Genomic DNA, 16,373 nt, shown 5'->3' with positions numbered 1-16,373 from the left:
CCGTTTGTAGGTCTCCTTGCACTTTTGTGATATTCGGGCGATATCTGTCCATCAAGTCATCAAAGGAGTTGGTTAAGAAGCATCTTGAAAGCGCTACCGATTTTCGATGAACTAAAACTCCTTTGATTGCCTTGATGAATGAAGCCCCTCACATGTGCTAGTTATAATACATGCTTAATTGTAAAAAGCAGAGGGATTAATATCCATATCGCAAGTTTACTATTCGTAAGGGAAAGTAACTTTATTTCCTATTTGCCGAACTGAAGCGCTGGCACAATCATAGACTCTTCCTATACTCGTTAGGTGTAACCCCTTGGTTCTTCAGAAATAGGGAGATAAAATAAGACGTACTTTCGTAACCGACTCTTTGGGCGATATCCTGAATTTTGAGCGAACCGTCAGCCAGCAACTCTGTAGCCTTATCGAGCCGGATACGTGTTAAATAATCGTGAATCGTGATACCAGTCTTGTCTTTGAAGATGGAGCGTAAATAGTTAGGCGACAAATAAACCTGATCAGATAAGCTATTGATCGTAATCGGCTGATCAAAATTCTGATCGATCATACTGCGAACCCTGTGAACTAGCTTCGTGTTTTTGTCCATAAGACGCTCACCCAGCAAGCTCATGGCATTGCCTGCAGTGCCCAGGATCAAATCCTCAATCTCATTTAAAGTCAGTGCATTATAGATGGAATGATATAACTCCGCCCGTTTAACCCCCTCAGGAACAGGTTGATGCAGTTGCTCCAGCAGTTCGTCGACAAGATCAATCGCCCAATCGCAGATATTTTTTTTCTTGATTCTTAGTAGGGCTAGCCCCTCGAAATACTGATGCAGCTTCTGTGCGGCTTGCTCGAAATCTAGCTGATTGATAGCTTCAAACCACTCTTTTCTATTAAAAGGTGGCACATACTCACTATCAAACTGGTTTGAAATCGCCAAGGCATGAATAATTGAACCCGTACCTTTATAGAAACGCTCGTTTAGGATTTCACGCGTCTGCTTGTACAGACAATGTACCTCCGTTAATTCGGTTTCCTGCGCACCGACTGCTGCCGTCACTGTGAAATCTAGTCCACTTCGGATAGCCGCGGCCAAATCCTCCCACGCATAATACCCAGGCTGCTGGCGCGCTTCCATAAACACACCTATCTCCCCATCTTTGTAGGGCACAAATACCGTCTCTATATTCTTCGACTTGAAGAAATGATCCAGAAAAGCTACCAACCGGTTCTTACAATCCTCCAGACTCTGCTGTTCCCCCTCTGCCTCAATCGGATCGATACTGAACAGCGCCATTGCGTAGCGATTCCTCTCAGACTCACGAGTAAGCTTGCAATAGCTGGTCGCCAGATCAGCGGCATGTTCCGCATTTTTTTCATAGGAAAGCTCCTTAAGAAGGTTCGTTTTAGCCGCCTCCATGGAACGTTTCTTCATTTGAACTTCCTCACAGCGCTGCTTCACCTTTGCGATAACGCTTCCAATTTCATTCAAGTCGAGGGGCTTCAGTAAATATCCAACAGCACCTACATTTAGAGCCGATTTTACATAGTTGAATTCGTCATGCCCAGTCAGGAACATTAACTGCATCCAGTCATAGCTCTCATGTATTTTTTTAGCCATTTCAATACCGTTCATAATCGGCATCTGGACATCTGTAAGAATAATATCAGGTCTAATGGCCTCTATCTTCTCTAGAGCCTCTCTACCATTACTCGCAGTTCCGACGACATAAATACCCATTTCTTCCCAGCGGATATAATCTCTCATCATCTCAAGGCCTATTTCTTCATCATCAACTAGAAAAATACTATACACTGATGTCCCCTCCTCTTTGTTGTCTGCATCTGTTTCTTCTATTATATTCTTTTCCCCTTAGGCTACTATGATCCAAATAAATGAAAGTTATTTTCAGGCATGAATCGTTAATTTGCAGACATCGGCAAAAGGGCTATCCGGTCCATAACAGACCGGATAGCCCTTTAATCATGCGCTAATAACCCAGCATAATTAAAGCGGGGGTTCATATCACCCCCGCTGAATCATTATACCAACTCTAACTGACTGTTAAAATAGTAGCTTCCTCCTATTTCTCCTTGAACAGTAGCTCTTCTATCTCCCAACCGAAGTGTCACGGTTCCTGGTGAGTAGGTACGGATCGTAGCTTCCACTAATTGACCATTGTCCCAAGCTACATCAACCTCAGCATTCCCTTTGGCTCGCAGTCCAGATACCGATCCTGTACCCCATGCTTTTGGAAGTGCAGGCAGCAGATGAATCTCACCCTCATGGCTTTGCAGCAGCATCTCGGCAATAACAGCCGTACCCCCGAAATTCCCATCGATCACAAAAATATTGCACTCCGCTCCTCCAATGCCCGATTTGGAAAAGCTAAATAAATTATCGAAACTGAGTCCACTAATCAAATGAGAAATATGATTAAAGGCCTTTTCCCCGTCATACAATCTGGCAAAGCCGAGACCGAACAATGCGGCGGTAAATTCCACATCCTCCAGTTCTTCCTGAACCATCCGGTTCTCAAGTGTTACTCTCACCGCAGCGCTAAGTTCAGGTGTCTTACCTGGTGTGATCTGATTACTTGGATATACCGCGAACAAATGGGCCAAATGCCGATGCTCCGGCTGCGCTTCCTCGTAGTCCTCGAGCCATTCTTGCAGCTGTCCTCTCTTGCCGATCTGAAACGGTGGCAGCTTGGATATCGCTTGCTCCAGCTGCTCCTGTAGTTCCTCGTCCGTATTCAGTAGTTTCGCAGACTTCAAACAGAACACAAAAAGGTCTTTCACCAGCATCTGATCCATAGTGGTACCCATAGACAGCTGCTGTGCCCCATCACTGCTATCCGTAGGATAGAAATGGTTCTCCGGCGAGTTCGAAGGTCCGGTCACCAGCCAGCCGTATTTTGGATGAATGGTCATATAATCTAGGAAGAATGCTGCGGCTTCTTTTAGCACTGGATATGCCTGTTGCTCCAGAAACACACGATCTTGACTGTATTCATAATGCTCCATCAGATGCGTCGCAATCCATAGTCCACCTGTAACGTTTAGTCCCCAAGATGTCTCCCAGCCCGGAGCCGTGAATCCCCAGACATTCGAGAATACATGTGCTACCCAGCCTTTGCTGCCATAGAAATCGCGAGCGCTTGACTTTCCAGCATGAGACAAACCCTCAATATAGCGCATTAATGGTAAATGACTATCCCCAAGATTTACGACTTCCGTCGGAAAGTAATTCATTTGCGTATTGATGTCCAAATGATAGTCACAGCTCCACCCCATGCGGCAAGCCTCACCATCATTCCATATTCCCTGTAAATTCAGCGGTAACGGGGAGTCTGCCCGTGCTCCAGCGATAGTCAGGTAACGTCCGTACTGCAGGAACAACGCGAACAACTGCGAATCCTCCTCCTGGCCCTGTGCCAGTAATCGAATACGTTGGTCAGTCGGCAGATTCACCTTCCCAGTGGTACCTAATTGGATAGACACCTTACCATATTCTTGCTCATAATCTTCGATATGATCTTCTTTTAACTGCGCATATCCTTTAATCAAAGCCTGTTGTAATGTGCTGCTGCTATCCATTTCCCACTCCGAGTTACTACGGTTGTAATCGGTGCTGACGGCAAAATAAATTCGCGCCTCATTGGCCCCGGCAATTCTCAATTGACCGTCCCCTCTGTACATCGTACCACCGGAAATGCTTACCTTAATTTGTCCCTTTGCCCATACCCCGCAAGTGCCGTCACTATGCACATTCTCTGTGGCTTGTCCTCTGAATTCAATAGTGTCGTCATTCACGACTTGAGTCGTAAACGACTCTGAACCACCCTCCAGACCGATCGTAAAGGATACACCTCCCGGTTCATCGCTCCAAATTCTTGAGACCACCAGATCATCAGCATGGGAGGCAAAAATCTCACGATGCAGCGTTGTTCCTCTACTTTGAACCACTGTCTGAGCCACCGCACAGGTCAAATCCAGCTCTCGCTCGATAGCCGCTGCTGACCTGGAATCCGTGTCCTGTTCTGCAAAGTCAATGACAACCTCGCATAAACCAAGGTTCGTACCGAAATTTCGTTTCTTCGGCTGCAGATGTTGTTTGGCTAGACGGTCACCTTCATTATAATCGCCAGCAAAGAAGTACTTCCGCATCTCTTCCAGCGCAGCTTTGCCTCCGAAAGGAGCAGGCTCTGACTCAGCTTGACCCGACCAGTAGGTAACCTCGGTCATGTTCCATACCTCACGATACGGAGCAGCTATCACTACTGCACCTATTCTTCCATTACCTAGTGGCAATCCTTGTGACCAATCCGTTGCAGGGGTAGAATACCATAATCTAAAATCGCTCATTTTATTTTCTCCTGTCCATAGTAGAATCTGTGCAAGCGCGATAACCCTCTAAAAAAATGTTGTTAATTAATCCGCTATATAGTGTAAAACTATTCATAATTCCATCTCTTTCAAGATGAATCACACTTTCTTAAACCTATCCAATATGTTGCGGATTCATTGTATTTATCGTATCATTTGGATGAATCACTGTCTTTGTTGACCTGTTCGATTATTTGACGATTTGCACGGTAATAAAAGAAAAGAGGGGCCGCATGAATAAACTATCTGAAATGACTCCGTATGTCGGCGCAATCATGCCTTATGTGTACGACGGCAGCAGCAATGAGCATCTGAGAGTCGGTAATGCATACGCGTTTCACTTGTTTACTGATGGCCCCGGTGAGATGGAGATCGACGGAATACGTTATCCGATTGAACGGAGGACACTTGTCTTTCTCCGTCCCGGTCAGCCCCATGCTTTTCATATCATGCCTTCTCATCCACTGTCGTCCTACAACATCTATTTTGATTTATGGGACAACCGCTCTCCAGTATCTAATAACCTTTCATTTATCCATGCCCCTGAAGTCTTACAATTTGAAAAAAAAGCCACCGAAGCACCCTGCGCCGAGCTGAACGAGTTGCCTTGCGTATTTCCACTAGCTAAATATCCCCTGCTATACGATAGTCTTGTGATGATTGCCAAGTCTTACAATGACGCGCTGTTCTATCGTAATGAGACGGCCAATAGCTATCTGTACGGCTGGATCTTGAGCTGGTATAATGCCCTCCATCAGCATCAGCCAAGTGATTATCGTATTGTCCGCCTGCTGGAATATTTGAATACCCACCCCGAGCGTGGTAAGTCTATCGAAGATTGGGCACAGTTCTGCGGGCTCAAGCGGACATATTTCCATGAGCTGTTTCTACGGGAGACCGGAATGACGCCACGCGTCTATCATCATAATTTAGTCATGAGGCGGGCGGCAGGACTGCTTCTGGAGAGTGAGCTTAGTGTGACTGCGATCGCTGAGAAGCTGGGTTATCCTTCCATCCATCCTTTCTCCAGACATTTCAGTACCTGCTACGGCATTAATCCAACACAATACCGCCTTAATCCGCAAAGCCGAATACGAATGTAAGACTCCAACAAAAAAGAATACGCGCTATCCGCGAGAAGCGGTTACGCGTATTCTTTTTTCAATGTGTATAATCAGTTGGCTTTTGCCGTTAATTTGAAGATTTTGGACTCTGCCGGTTCAAGCGTAACTACAAGCTCTCCCGCTGTTTCCCCTTGTGTGCCTTCCCATAGATCAAGCAGTTGGTAAGCTGTTTGACCCTTCAACCCTGCACGCTCCAAGGAGATAGATTTATGAGCAGAATTCGCAGCATCATAGTTGAAGACAGCAAGATAGAATACATCATCTTCTGCATCTTCAAGTACGAAAGTATCGGAAGCTTGCTTGCCAAGATCCCCTTCGACAGGGTGGAAAGTCTTCCCTAGGCGGGCGACATCCATAATCTCTTTATTGCCCAGCCACGCTTTGGCCCGTGCGGCTGCTTCTTCTTTTCGGAAATCATCGCCTAGCAGAAGTACCGTTCCAGCGATGACCGAAGCAGTCAGTCGGCTCCGTCCTTCATGCCAGCCAGTGGCATCTTGGTTGTGGCTCTTGTAGAGCACGGAATGATCCGGGTCATTGTAATGGTACAAGGTATGACTCATCCACCAGCCATGTGTCAACGAGTTCAGCAAATATTCCGTATCGTGTAGCGTGCCGAAGACATCACAGGAAACCCGGCGGCTATGCGCAAATGCATAAGGGAACAATGGCGCGATGGATAGATTGATAAAGAATGGCCGACCGATCACCTCTGGTGAGAGCTTGTTCTGCAAGTAAGTCATCCCATAGTGATATGCCGCAATTCCCGTCGTAATTTCCGGATTGTAATGTTGCCCTTCCAGTGCACCATGTGCCAAGAAGTCTAGCTTGACATACTCGAAGCCTTCCGAGATGAATTTATTCGTGTACCAATCTATTCTTTGCAGGTTGCCTGGATGTGTCGGGTCAATGGCCAGCCCTCCATCAACATCCGGCAAAATTTCTCCTTCGCTGTCTCGCAGCAAGATATCACCATAAGTGTATTTGCCGTTTGTACCTTCCACGAGATCTCCAAACTGAGCCGGACTTCCCCAGAAGGCAAAAGGCGTCCAATAAGTTCCCGGTCTATGACCGTTCTCCCGAACCAGGTCCAGTGCATTCTTCATTTCTTCTGGTGTGAAATTGTCCCAGAAAGCATCAAAGTTGATGTACAGTGTGTCCTCATTCTGGAATCCTAGCGGCTGCACTTCATTTTTCAGAAAATTACTGGTGGATGTATACAGATCGTAATCAAGCTCAGCCATTGCCGCAGACCAGCTATTCCAGCCGATAGGAACGCCGCCATCCCATGACAGAGGAGCCTCTATCCAGGTATTAGCCTGACCGTACGCTTCAAGCCCTTTTCTATAATCATCATAGAACCCTACGAAAACGAGCGGTGACTCTACTCTTGTTCCTTTCACATAACCATGTGGCTGGAAATCGCGGGTCATTTCACTTACAGCGCCGCCGTAAAGATCCAGCTCCTCGATCCCTCCGCTCCGTTCGCTTTTGATACGAATCCCTGTCTTCCACACCTTGTGCGTAATGGAACCCATAATAATTCCCTGCCGGCTTTCCGGCGCGAACAATGCAGTTACTTCATAGCTTTCCGTATCCATCGGCGGCTTCACTACTGTATATCTGACCCACTTGTCGTTGTCGTACGGCACACGCAGAATGCTTGGTTCTTCGGGTTGCCCTGACTCCCCGCCAAGTGACACCGATTTGGTCTGAAGGACAGCCATCCGGTTTGCCTTGATCTCTTCATCGCTTGCGATTACGATTTGCATCAATACAAATGATGAAGATTCATAAATATAGAAATGCTGCTCCAGCTGTGGCAGCAGGGACGTTTCGTGCAAAATGACTACGTGAACACCTTTTCCAAAGCCCTCACGAACTACCACTTCCTGAGACTTCAGTGTGTGGCTCTGATAATGTTCAGTGTTATATTCCCGACCTTGCCAGCGGAATGCACTGCGAATCCCTTTTACATGAGAAGTGTTTCCGCGGGCAACGGATGCTTCACCCGTCCCGAGATCAATCTCTAGATTCACCTCATCATTGGTTACACGGATAAGAGATGCTGTGTCCGTATTCACTTTTACCGTTGTAGCACTATCAGTTAGCATGATTTGCCTCCTTGTTACTGCGTTTTGGACCTTGAAGGCGGCAGGCTCTGTACCTGTGTCCCCCAAGTATGCCCTCATTATAAAGATCAGATAAAGCGTTTTCTATACAACGATCTTCCGATCCATACCGCGATCTAACACATCTAGCACAAACCTAAATCCCCCTAGTATTCATGTCGATGACAAGAAGAAGAGGCTGTACATAAAATACTGCTCATGCTCAACAATTTCGTATCCACACTCCGTTTTCACCTTCGGGCAGCTAGAAGAGATAGATTAGGGAAAACCTCCCTAAAAAAATCCAGAAAACGCTATATTCCAATGTAATGAGGGAATTCCTCCCTAAAAAACAGAGTGAATTCCAAATTCACCACCAGATCGGATGAATTTCAGGGAGAAATTCCCTGATTGTTAGTCTTGCGAGCAAAAAATCTCCGAATTTCAGGGAGTTTTTCCCTAATTGTTGATCAGCATTATATTCGTACAAAAAAACAGCAGCAGGATCCTGTATTTCAGGTCCCTGCTGCTGTCCATATTCGTATGAAACTGACTATTATTGCTTACCAACTATAAGCTTGTAGGTCTGGCCTGCGGTCGTTGGAAAGCTCACCGTTCCATCTACGGAGCGGTCATATTCCATCTCGCTGCCGCCATTACTCACCATAAGCGAAGCATCTGTGCGGATCACACATTCATTGCCTAGAAGGGAGGTAATCTGCGCTTCCACGAGATGGCCTCTATCCCACTGAATGCTAACTTCAAAGCCACCGCGGGCACGTAGCCCCTCCACGCTTCCCTCCTGCCATTCATCTGGCAGTGCAGGCAGCAGATCGAGATACCCGAGGTGAGATTGCAGTAGCATCTCAGCAATTCCGGCAGAAGCGGCGAAGTTACCATCAATTTGGAACGGTGGATGTGCGCCAAGCAGATTGGCATAAACCCCACCGTGACTATACTGTTCGGACTCCCCGTCCTTCACCAGCCGCAGCATGTTTGAGAGCAGTCGTATTGAGCGGTTGCCATCCCGGAAGCGGCTCCAGAGCGCAACTCTCCAGCCCAGACTCCAGCCCGTGCTCTCGTCCCCACGCCGTTCAAGCGAAGTTTTGGCGGCAGCGAACAGCTCAGGGGTCTCTTCTTCTGACAACTGCCGGCCCGGATAGATACCGACCAAATGCGAGGTATGTCTGTGATACATATCTTCATCCTCAAAGTCTAAGGACCATTCCTGCAACTGTCCGTACTTACCAAACTTCAGTGGCAATAAACGTTCACGAGCACTTACCAATTCTGCACGCAAATCCTCATCCGTTCCAAGCGTTTCCGAAGCCTCGATACAATTCGTAAACAGCTCCCAGATGAGCGAAATATCCATAGTAGCACCTGCGCTGACTGCAGCCAAGCCCTCCGCTGTCTGGAATTTATGCTCTGGTGAAGTGGAAGGGGAGGTCACAAGCCTTCCGTTACCATCGTCAATAAGCCAGTCCAGTGCAAACAGAGCCGCCTCCTTCATCACAGGATAAGCGGAAGTCCGTAAATATTCCTCGTCCCCGCCAAAAGCATAATGCTCCCAGAGATGTTGTGTCAGCCAAACGCCACTCATCGTCCAGTAAGCCCAGCTTGGATCTCCGTCACCATAATCCCCCACCGGTGCTGTCTGTGCCCAAAGATCCGTATTATGATGAGCCACCCAGCCTCGGGCACCATAGTTGACTTGAGCAGTCTCTGCACCCATCTTCGCCAAATTTCCGATCATATCCAGCAGCGGCTCATGACATTCCGCCAGATTACAAATTTCAGCTGGCCAATAATTCATCTCTGTATTGATGTTCAGTGTATAGTTACTACTCCACGGCGGACGGGTAACCGCATTCCATATTCCCTGCAGATTAGTAGCCTGTGTTCCGGGGCGCGAGCTTGCGATCATCAAATAGCGCCCGTAATGAAACAGCAACTCGACAAGACCAGGGTCTTGTGCCGCGTATGTCGTAATCCGTTGCTCCGTGGACATCGACTCCGGGGCTAGTGTCTTACCTAATTGGAGCTTCACTCGGTCAAAAAGTGATCGGTAATCCTCGACATGCGCTTGAAGCAAGCTGTCGTAAGACTTTCCATTCACATCTGCCAAGTAAGAAGCTGCAATAGCAGAAGCATCTTTCCCCTCAGCTCCCGGGATTTTGTCAAAGCCATTAAAGCCTGTAGCCGCGCTGAAATAGAAGGTTGCAGCCGTTCCTCCCAACAGATGAATTCCACTACCGTCAACGGTAACTTCCCCATCCTCTGCTACTACGGAGAGTTGTCCTTCAAAGGCCATGCCCTTGCTCTTGCCAGGTTCTCCGTATTGGATCGGATTGTCACTCCAGAAATAGCTTGGATCAACATGCTCCGGTGCAGTTCCCGAGAGTACAAAGTTATCACCCTGAGCGTGAAGGCTATGCCGAAGCGAACTATCTAGCGTAGCATGTACATTCAGCGCTCCCGGTGCACTTGCAGTCAGACGCAGCACGAGCAACTGATCAGGATGTGAAGCGAACATCTCACGGGTATAAGTAACATTACCAATCTTGTATTCAATGCGGTGAACCGCATGTTCAATATCTAATGTCCGCCGATAGGATTGATAAACACCACCATGCTCAAAACGAAGTAGTAAATCTCCAAACGGCAGATACGATTGGGTGTACGGACCTAGCATCTCTCTAGTCAGGGTGTCCGCTTCTGTATACCGGCCCTCCTGAATCAGCTTTCGAACCTTTGGCAAAGCTTCCTTAGCACCTGGATTGTTCCCATCCTTCGGGAATCCCGACCATAATGTATCCTCGTTTAGACTGACTTTCTCCTGTTCCACACCGCCGAAGATCATACCACCCAGACGGCCATTCCCAATCGGAAGCCCTTCGGTCCATACATTTGCTGGCTTGTCATATTGAAGTTTCATTGGTCCTCTCCCTCACGATCTGTCATGAATTAAATAATGTATTCCCCCAAGTCTGCCCTCATTATAAAGATCAGATAAAGCGTTTTCTATACATCGATCTACCGATCCATATCGCGATCTAACACAACCTGCCCTAACTCATTGAATTAATTATCCTGAATATCGACCTCGCTACAGGCGGTTAAACGTATCGCATCCGCAACACTGGAAAGACAGTTCGTACTTTCCCCACCCATGACAATTTCGTTAGCACTGAAGACCAGTCCGCGGGTGCTCTTGGCACTAAGGACTAACGTTTCACCAGTCTCGAACCTGTTGTTCTTAATAACTATACCCTGATGAACAGGAGTGCTCTCATCAACCTCTGTGTTCTCTGGCGAAATGAAAATAACCGGATGCTCGATGCCCCCGCATTCAATAAAATGATTGTCAGCGATGGTTACATCCTCCACCTTGCCAGACTCATACCAAGACTCCGCATCCAGGGCAACCAGAATCGCACTCATTTGCATCCGATCAAAAACATTCCCCTTAATCTCTACTTTACGCCGGGTTGTCACAAGGATACCGCGGGTCGGTACCCGCGCGAGGTGATTATTTACGACTTCAACCTCCGGTGTCCAGGTTACATTCTCGATCACATCATGGCTGCCAATCCCCTCAGGAATAGGCTGTGCTAAAGTCAGTATTAGCTCGCGTGGGTTGAGACGCGTAACCTTTATCACTTCATTAGCAGCATAGGTGGTCAGAGAGCCAGAACGAACAAATTCAATTTCGTCTCCCGGATGGAAGGCCATAAAACCGTAAGTCTGCGGATGCATGAACCGAACCTTCACCCTATTCGTAGACAGCTGCTCCACGATCCGTAGATAGGTACCATGGACATTGACGACGTCATCATGAGAACCGGCAAAACGGCTGTCCGCAACAGTTATTTTACCTCGGCAGCTGGACATGTGGATGAAATCCGCAAAGCCAGTAACCGTTCGGCCTGTCTCCAGGCGCGGCGAAATATCCATGCATTGAAAGGTGAGATTGTCGCTGAACTGCCCTACAACACCAAGTCCGTGTAAAAAATGCAGCCCCACATCGCTGAAGGTGATGTTAGAGCTTTCCACAATGAAGACACCTACCTGATCGCGAATACCATCACGGCTTTGCAGGACTTGCCCGGGGACAACCTCAGGCTGATGATCAAAATGCAAGCGGAGCTTCATCGGCTCCAGCTCTTCAACCGAATCAGCCAGCTCCGACCAGTTGTCCACCCGCCAAGTCGTATTGCGCAATGGATCATAGGTCTGCATTGGTCCTTCCGAGAAGTTCCAGCCCTCACCGATCCAGACCAGCTTGCCATCCCTGATCTCATAACGCGAATCGGGGTGAACCTGGACATCGAAATAATGAGTACCGCTTTCAGTAATCTCCATCTCTGTCACAGTCGGCCGAGCATAGTCGGTATGTAAATTACGAATCTCTACATTTTTGCATCCATCCAGCAAGAACATAGTCAGCTTGCCATGGAAGATAAATTGAGAGCCATTGCCCTCAAATGTTAAATTGTGCAGCCCCTTTAAGAGAATTCCTATAGTCTTGGTGACATCAGGGTTCTCTTCTTCACTGGTAGTGTTTGAGATGTAGTAGGGTTTCCGGATCGCCTCTTCCGGATAGAAATGATAGCAGCCTTTTGGACAATCCAGCAGGACCGGCCCATTTATTTCGGCGGCTGCCTCAATAGCTCTTGTCATGGCTGGCTGAGCATCCAAGTCGGAATCCGGCAGAACACCAAAATCAGTCAGGCGGATTACGATAGGGGAAGAATCGACGCTGTGTTCTGTAAAAGAAATGATCAACACCAACTTCCTTAGAATTGCAAACGCTTAATAAGAGGCAGTATAATCCTCTCGGTTAAAATAATCAATTGTACATTAGCTGTAAAATACGCAGACTGGTGCCTTTACTCTGTTCATCCTTTTCCCCTGTAATTCGCACGGTTACTTGCAATTCCTGACGTTGTTCCTCAATTCCGAACATAGCAATAATAGGCCGAAACGCAAGCGGACACCATTCATCGAATAAGTTAACCGCATGAAAGGGACCGCCATTGAGCGAATATTCGAATATCCCACTGTCCGGGCCGTAGAGCAGCAGCAGACCCACACTCTGTCCGGTTACTGTGTAAGAAAAAGATGCCTCTTTGCTGTCTGTATATAAATGCTCCGTTCCAAATCGCCAGTTCATCAGTGGATCATCAGGGGTAAGCTCGCGTAGCTCGAACCCATCTGCATGATCAGCGCCTCTGAAATCCAGTAAATTACCGTATTCATAATTTCGCTCCTCCAGAGGAGCAATACTTAACGCGCTTTCGGTATTAGAATGTGTGTTGTCAGGAACAAGAGCTGCATCCAAATATTCCTGTAAAAAAGAAGCATACAGCGCATGTCCGTCATCATTGGGATGATAACCATCCGGAGCCAGCTCAGTCCACTCCATTTGTCCGGCCTGAGTCTGTGCATAAACTCTAGCTGCAAAATTAACAGATGGAAGATCGTAATGCTCAGCTACTTCTTCGTGGACGGCAATGTTAAAGGGATTGCTCCCTGACAGGTTCTTCTCTGCTGCCGTATACAAGAAGCAAATGTCAGTGCCGGGCGACAACCGTCTGCACTGGCGCACAATTCCTTCCAGACCTCTAATGGATTCTTCCCGGTCGTTGCCGTCATTGACGCTAAATTCAACGAATAGAAGATCAATCTTGCCGTATTCCAGGACATGCGACTGTAATCGGTGAGCGCCCAGCGTGGAATTCGTTCCACCCACTCCCGCATTGATGAAGCGGAATTCATGAATCGCAAATCGCTCCTGCAGATACTTACCAGTCAGCGCTCTCCAGCTAAATGTGTCTGCGTCGGAAGCACCTGCCCCCTCTGTAATGGAACCACCCAAAAAGGCGACAGTCACCGGCTCCTTTCCCGCAAGTCTTACGCTTGTATTCGGTAGTCCCCGTCTTGGAACCACAAATTGATGATTGCAATGTTTCTCTTCTGTCATGACTGATCCTCCGTAAATAAAAATGTATATTTTTCCTTGAAATCAAGAAATCAGGTGCTGGGGTATATCTTACAGCACCTGATTCTGATTTCAATATTTTATTTTTTAGAAGTTTCGTAAGCCTTTTGCAAGATTTCGAGATAACGATCTAGCTTCAAGTCTTTCAGACCTTTTATATAAGCATCCCAATCTTTATTAAGATCCTTGTTGCCCGTGATGAATTGAAGCTGATTTTGCTCAATGTAATTCTTGATGTTGGTTTGCAGTAAGCTCGCTTCATCGATTTCGCTTGGATCAATCCAAATCGACCAGATCGGGAATAATTCTTTAGGCTCATGTCCTTCATACAGCAGAGTCGCATCATACAATCTGCGTTCATAACCGCTGGAAGCGTAGATGTCAGTAGCTTGAACGAAGGTATCACGGTACTCTTTTGGCATATAGAAGTGACCCATGCCGCTCCAGCCCGCATTGCGCGGCGCTTCGCCCTCCGCCATAGGAATGGTCTTGATCACTGGTTTAACATCTTTGTCCAGTGCTACATCGCCTTCTTCTGGATCAGTCCAATCAATGCCCTTCATACCGCTGCCACCATTGGTCTGTCCTTCAGAAGTAAACATGTAGTCTACCATTTTAATTAAAGCGATCTGTGCTTCCTCGCTAGCTTTGTTGGTGATGACAAATTTCGCTCCTGGGGATACGCCACCTGCATCATGAGTCGCATAGGAGATACCTTCCGGTCCGCTAATCGGTGGTACAGGATTGTAGTGTGCCGAGCTTCTATTGCCCGGATCAATATTGACGAAAATCGCAGGGTGCATGCCCGCACCAGCGCCCAGAATTTCCGCATCGGCATTTTCACCGATTTTCTTAAAGGCTTCCGCATTCTGTGTGAATGCCCCTGGATCAATCAAACCTGCGTCAAACAGAGATTTGATATAGGTCAGGCCTTCCTTCCACTCCGGTGTGACAGCCGCCGATTGAACTTTTCCATCCATCATGTTCAGATAATTGCGGTCATCATCGTATACAAATGCATTCATGAGGAATGGTACAATGCGTACACCAAACTCCTCAATGGAGCCACTTAGCGGCACTTCATCTGCTTTTCCATTCCCGTTCGGATCTTGTGTTTTGAAAGCTTCCAGCACTTTTTTGAATTCTTCGGTTGTCTTCGGCATTTCCAGATTCAGCTTCTTCAGCCACTCGGTATTGAGCCACATTTTGCTCGGATAGGAGCAGTGAAAGCACTCTGTGTAAGCGACAAGCCCGTAGATATTACCATCAGGCGCTGTGTTAAGCGTTCTCAAATTATCGTTCTTTTCCATAGCCGCTTTAATATTCGGAGCATATTTATCAATTAGATCGTTCAGAGGAATCAGTACGCCCTGTTTGCCATACTTCAGAAGATCTGCCTGTGAGAACTGATCGATATAGTGAGTGAGCAGGTAAGCATCAGGGTAATCGCCACTAGCAAGTGAGATTTGGCGCTTTTCCTTGGCTCCGTCTGAAGGGTTGATTTCCCATTTAAATTTAATATTGAATTTGTCTTCCACAAATTTCGAAAATTTATTGGTAGGAACATCGATCCCGGATTCCTGAACCGAGAACACGCTGATTTCCACCGGTTTGCTTGCTGATTCCGAGTTACCCGACTCAGCAGGTGCGGAGGATGTGTTATCTGTATTTTTATTAGCACATCCGCTTAACACCACCGTAAGAATTAATACCAGCACCAATGACAAGGTCATCATACTTTTCTTCAAATCCGATCACTCCCTTTTATAATTTAGGCAGGTACGATATCTTTCTGTCATTTTACTGCGTGCCTCTCCCCCTCTCCAGATTCTGAAAGCTGTGAATTAACCTTTAACTGAACCGACCAGCATTCCTTGGACAAAATAACGCTGAACAAACGGATAGATAACAAGTACAGGCAGAGTAGCGATAACTATAAGTGCATATTTGAGTAGCTCAGCAAGCTGCTGCCGCTCCACCATTTTCATCGCATCCATTGTACCTGCACTGTTGTTCTGGATGATGATGCTTCGTAAGACAAGCTGAAGTGGGAACAATTTCGCTGATTTCAAATAAATCAAAGCGTCAAAGTATGCATTCCACTGTCCTACCGCATACATAAGGACTAACACCGCGATAATGGGCTTCGATAATGGAATGACAACGCTCCAGACAAACCGCATATCACTGCAACCGTCGATTTCGCTGGCTTCCAGCAGCTCCTCCGGAATGGAGGATTGAAAGAATGACCGGGCAATAATGACCTGCCATACCCAAATCGCGTTTGGTATCAGCAGTGCCCAGCGGGTATCAATCAAATGGAGTTCCTTCACGACCATATAGGTCGGAATCAGCCCGCCGCTGAATATCATCGTAAAGGTGATGATCATCATCAAAGTGTTGCGTCCGAAGAAACCTCTGCGTGATAAAGGGTACGCGATCATGATCGTAAGCACAACACTAATGAACGTTCCTGCAGCTGTATAAAAAATGGAGTTGCCGTAGCCTGTAATGATCTCAGGTGTATTTAGCAGAACCTTGAAACCTTTGAAGGAAATATCTACAGGCCATAACCAGACTCGACCGGAGGTAACGGCTGCTGGACTGCTAATCGAGCTGCTGATGATAAAAATTAGCGGATAAATCACCGCGATGACCACGAGGCTGAGTAGAATATAAATAGTGGTCAGAAATAGCTTATCGCCAGTTGATTCTTTAATTTTTTGTTGAACTGCTGCCATGTGG

The 16,373-nt window shown here is 47.1% G+C and carries 9 protein-coding genes; 1 reads left to right on the top strand and 8 read right to left on the bottom strand.

From position 1 onward, the window contains the following. Window positions 1–277: 277 nt before the first annotated feature. Both PAENI_RS21600 and PAENI_RS21595 read right to left on the bottom strand, forming a co-directional pair. Window positions 278–1,819: a response regulator gene (locus PAENI_RS21600; RefSeq protein ID WP_149646664.1), complete on the bottom strand. Its 1,542-nt coding sequence runs from the start codon at window positions 1,817–1,819 to the stop codon at window positions 278–280. A gap of 227 nt (window positions 1,820–2,046) precedes the next feature. Further along, window positions 2,047–4,371, bottom strand: a complete 2,325-nt coding sequence (locus tag PAENI_RS21595; RefSeq protein WP_149646663.1) for a glycoside hydrolase family 95 protein — start codon at window positions 4,369–4,371, stop codon at window positions 2,047–2,049. A 254-nt stretch (window positions 4,372–4,625) separates the two neighbouring features. On the opposite strand from PAENI_RS21595, the gene PAENI_RS21590 reads away from it, so the two are divergent. After that, a complete protein-coding gene (locus PAENI_RS21590; RefSeq protein WP_076284717.1) occupies window positions 4,626–5,495 on the top strand; it encodes a helix-turn-helix domain-containing protein in 870 nt (289 codons plus the stop codon). 71 nt (window positions 5,496–5,566) lie between these two features. Here the strand turns inward: PAENI_RS21590 and PAENI_RS21585 are convergent, their stop codons facing one another. The 6 genes from PAENI_RS21585 to PAENI_RS21560 form a co-directional block, all read right to left on the bottom strand. Continuing rightward, a complete protein-coding gene (locus PAENI_RS21585; RefSeq protein WP_076284718.1) occupies window positions 5,567–7,627 on the bottom strand; it encodes an alpha-galactosidase in 2,061 nt (686 codons plus the stop codon). A 553-nt stretch (window positions 7,628–8,180) separates the two neighbouring features. Next, window positions 8,181–10,562 (bottom strand): glycoside hydrolase family 95 protein, encoded by a 2,382-nt coding sequence (locus PAENI_RS21580; protein ID WP_149646662.1) that lies wholly within the window; start codon window positions 10,560–10,562, stop codon window positions 8,181–8,183. Window positions 10,563–10,708: 146 nt separating this feature from the next. Then, entirely contained in the window at window positions 10,709–12,412 is a 1,704-nt protein-coding gene (locus PAENI_RS21575; protein ID WP_149646661.1) for an alpha-1,3-galactosidase-related protein, read from the bottom strand. A gap of 64 nt (window positions 12,413–12,476) precedes the next feature. Then, window positions 12,477–13,610, bottom strand: a complete 1,134-nt coding sequence (locus PAENI_RS21570) for an SGNH/GDSL hydrolase family protein (RefSeq protein WP_149646660.1) — start codon at window positions 13,608–13,610, stop codon at window positions 12,477–12,479. Between the two features lie 98 nt (window positions 13,611–13,708). Then, on the bottom strand, window positions 13,709–15,364 hold the full coding sequence (locus PAENI_RS21565) for an extracellular solute-binding protein (RefSeq protein WP_149647049.1): 1,656 nt from the start codon (window positions 15,362–15,364) through the stop codon (window positions 13,709–13,711). Window positions 15,365–15,472: 108 nt separating this feature from the next. After that, window positions 15,473–16,369: a carbohydrate ABC transporter permease gene (locus tag PAENI_RS21560; protein WP_149646659.1), complete on the bottom strand. Its 897-nt coding sequence runs from the start codon at window positions 16,367–16,369 to the stop codon at window positions 15,473–15,475. Between the last annotated feature and the right edge of the window lie 4 nt (window positions 16,370–16,373).

The sequence above is a fragment of the Paenibacillus sp. B2(2019) genome (genome assembly GCF_008370385.1).
GTDB lineage: Bacteria > Bacillota > Bacilli > Paenibacillales > Paenibacillaceae > Paenibacillus_AQ.
The sequence above is the reverse complement of the archived record's forward strand: the minus strand, read 5'-3'. Positions and strand labels throughout refer to the sequence as shown.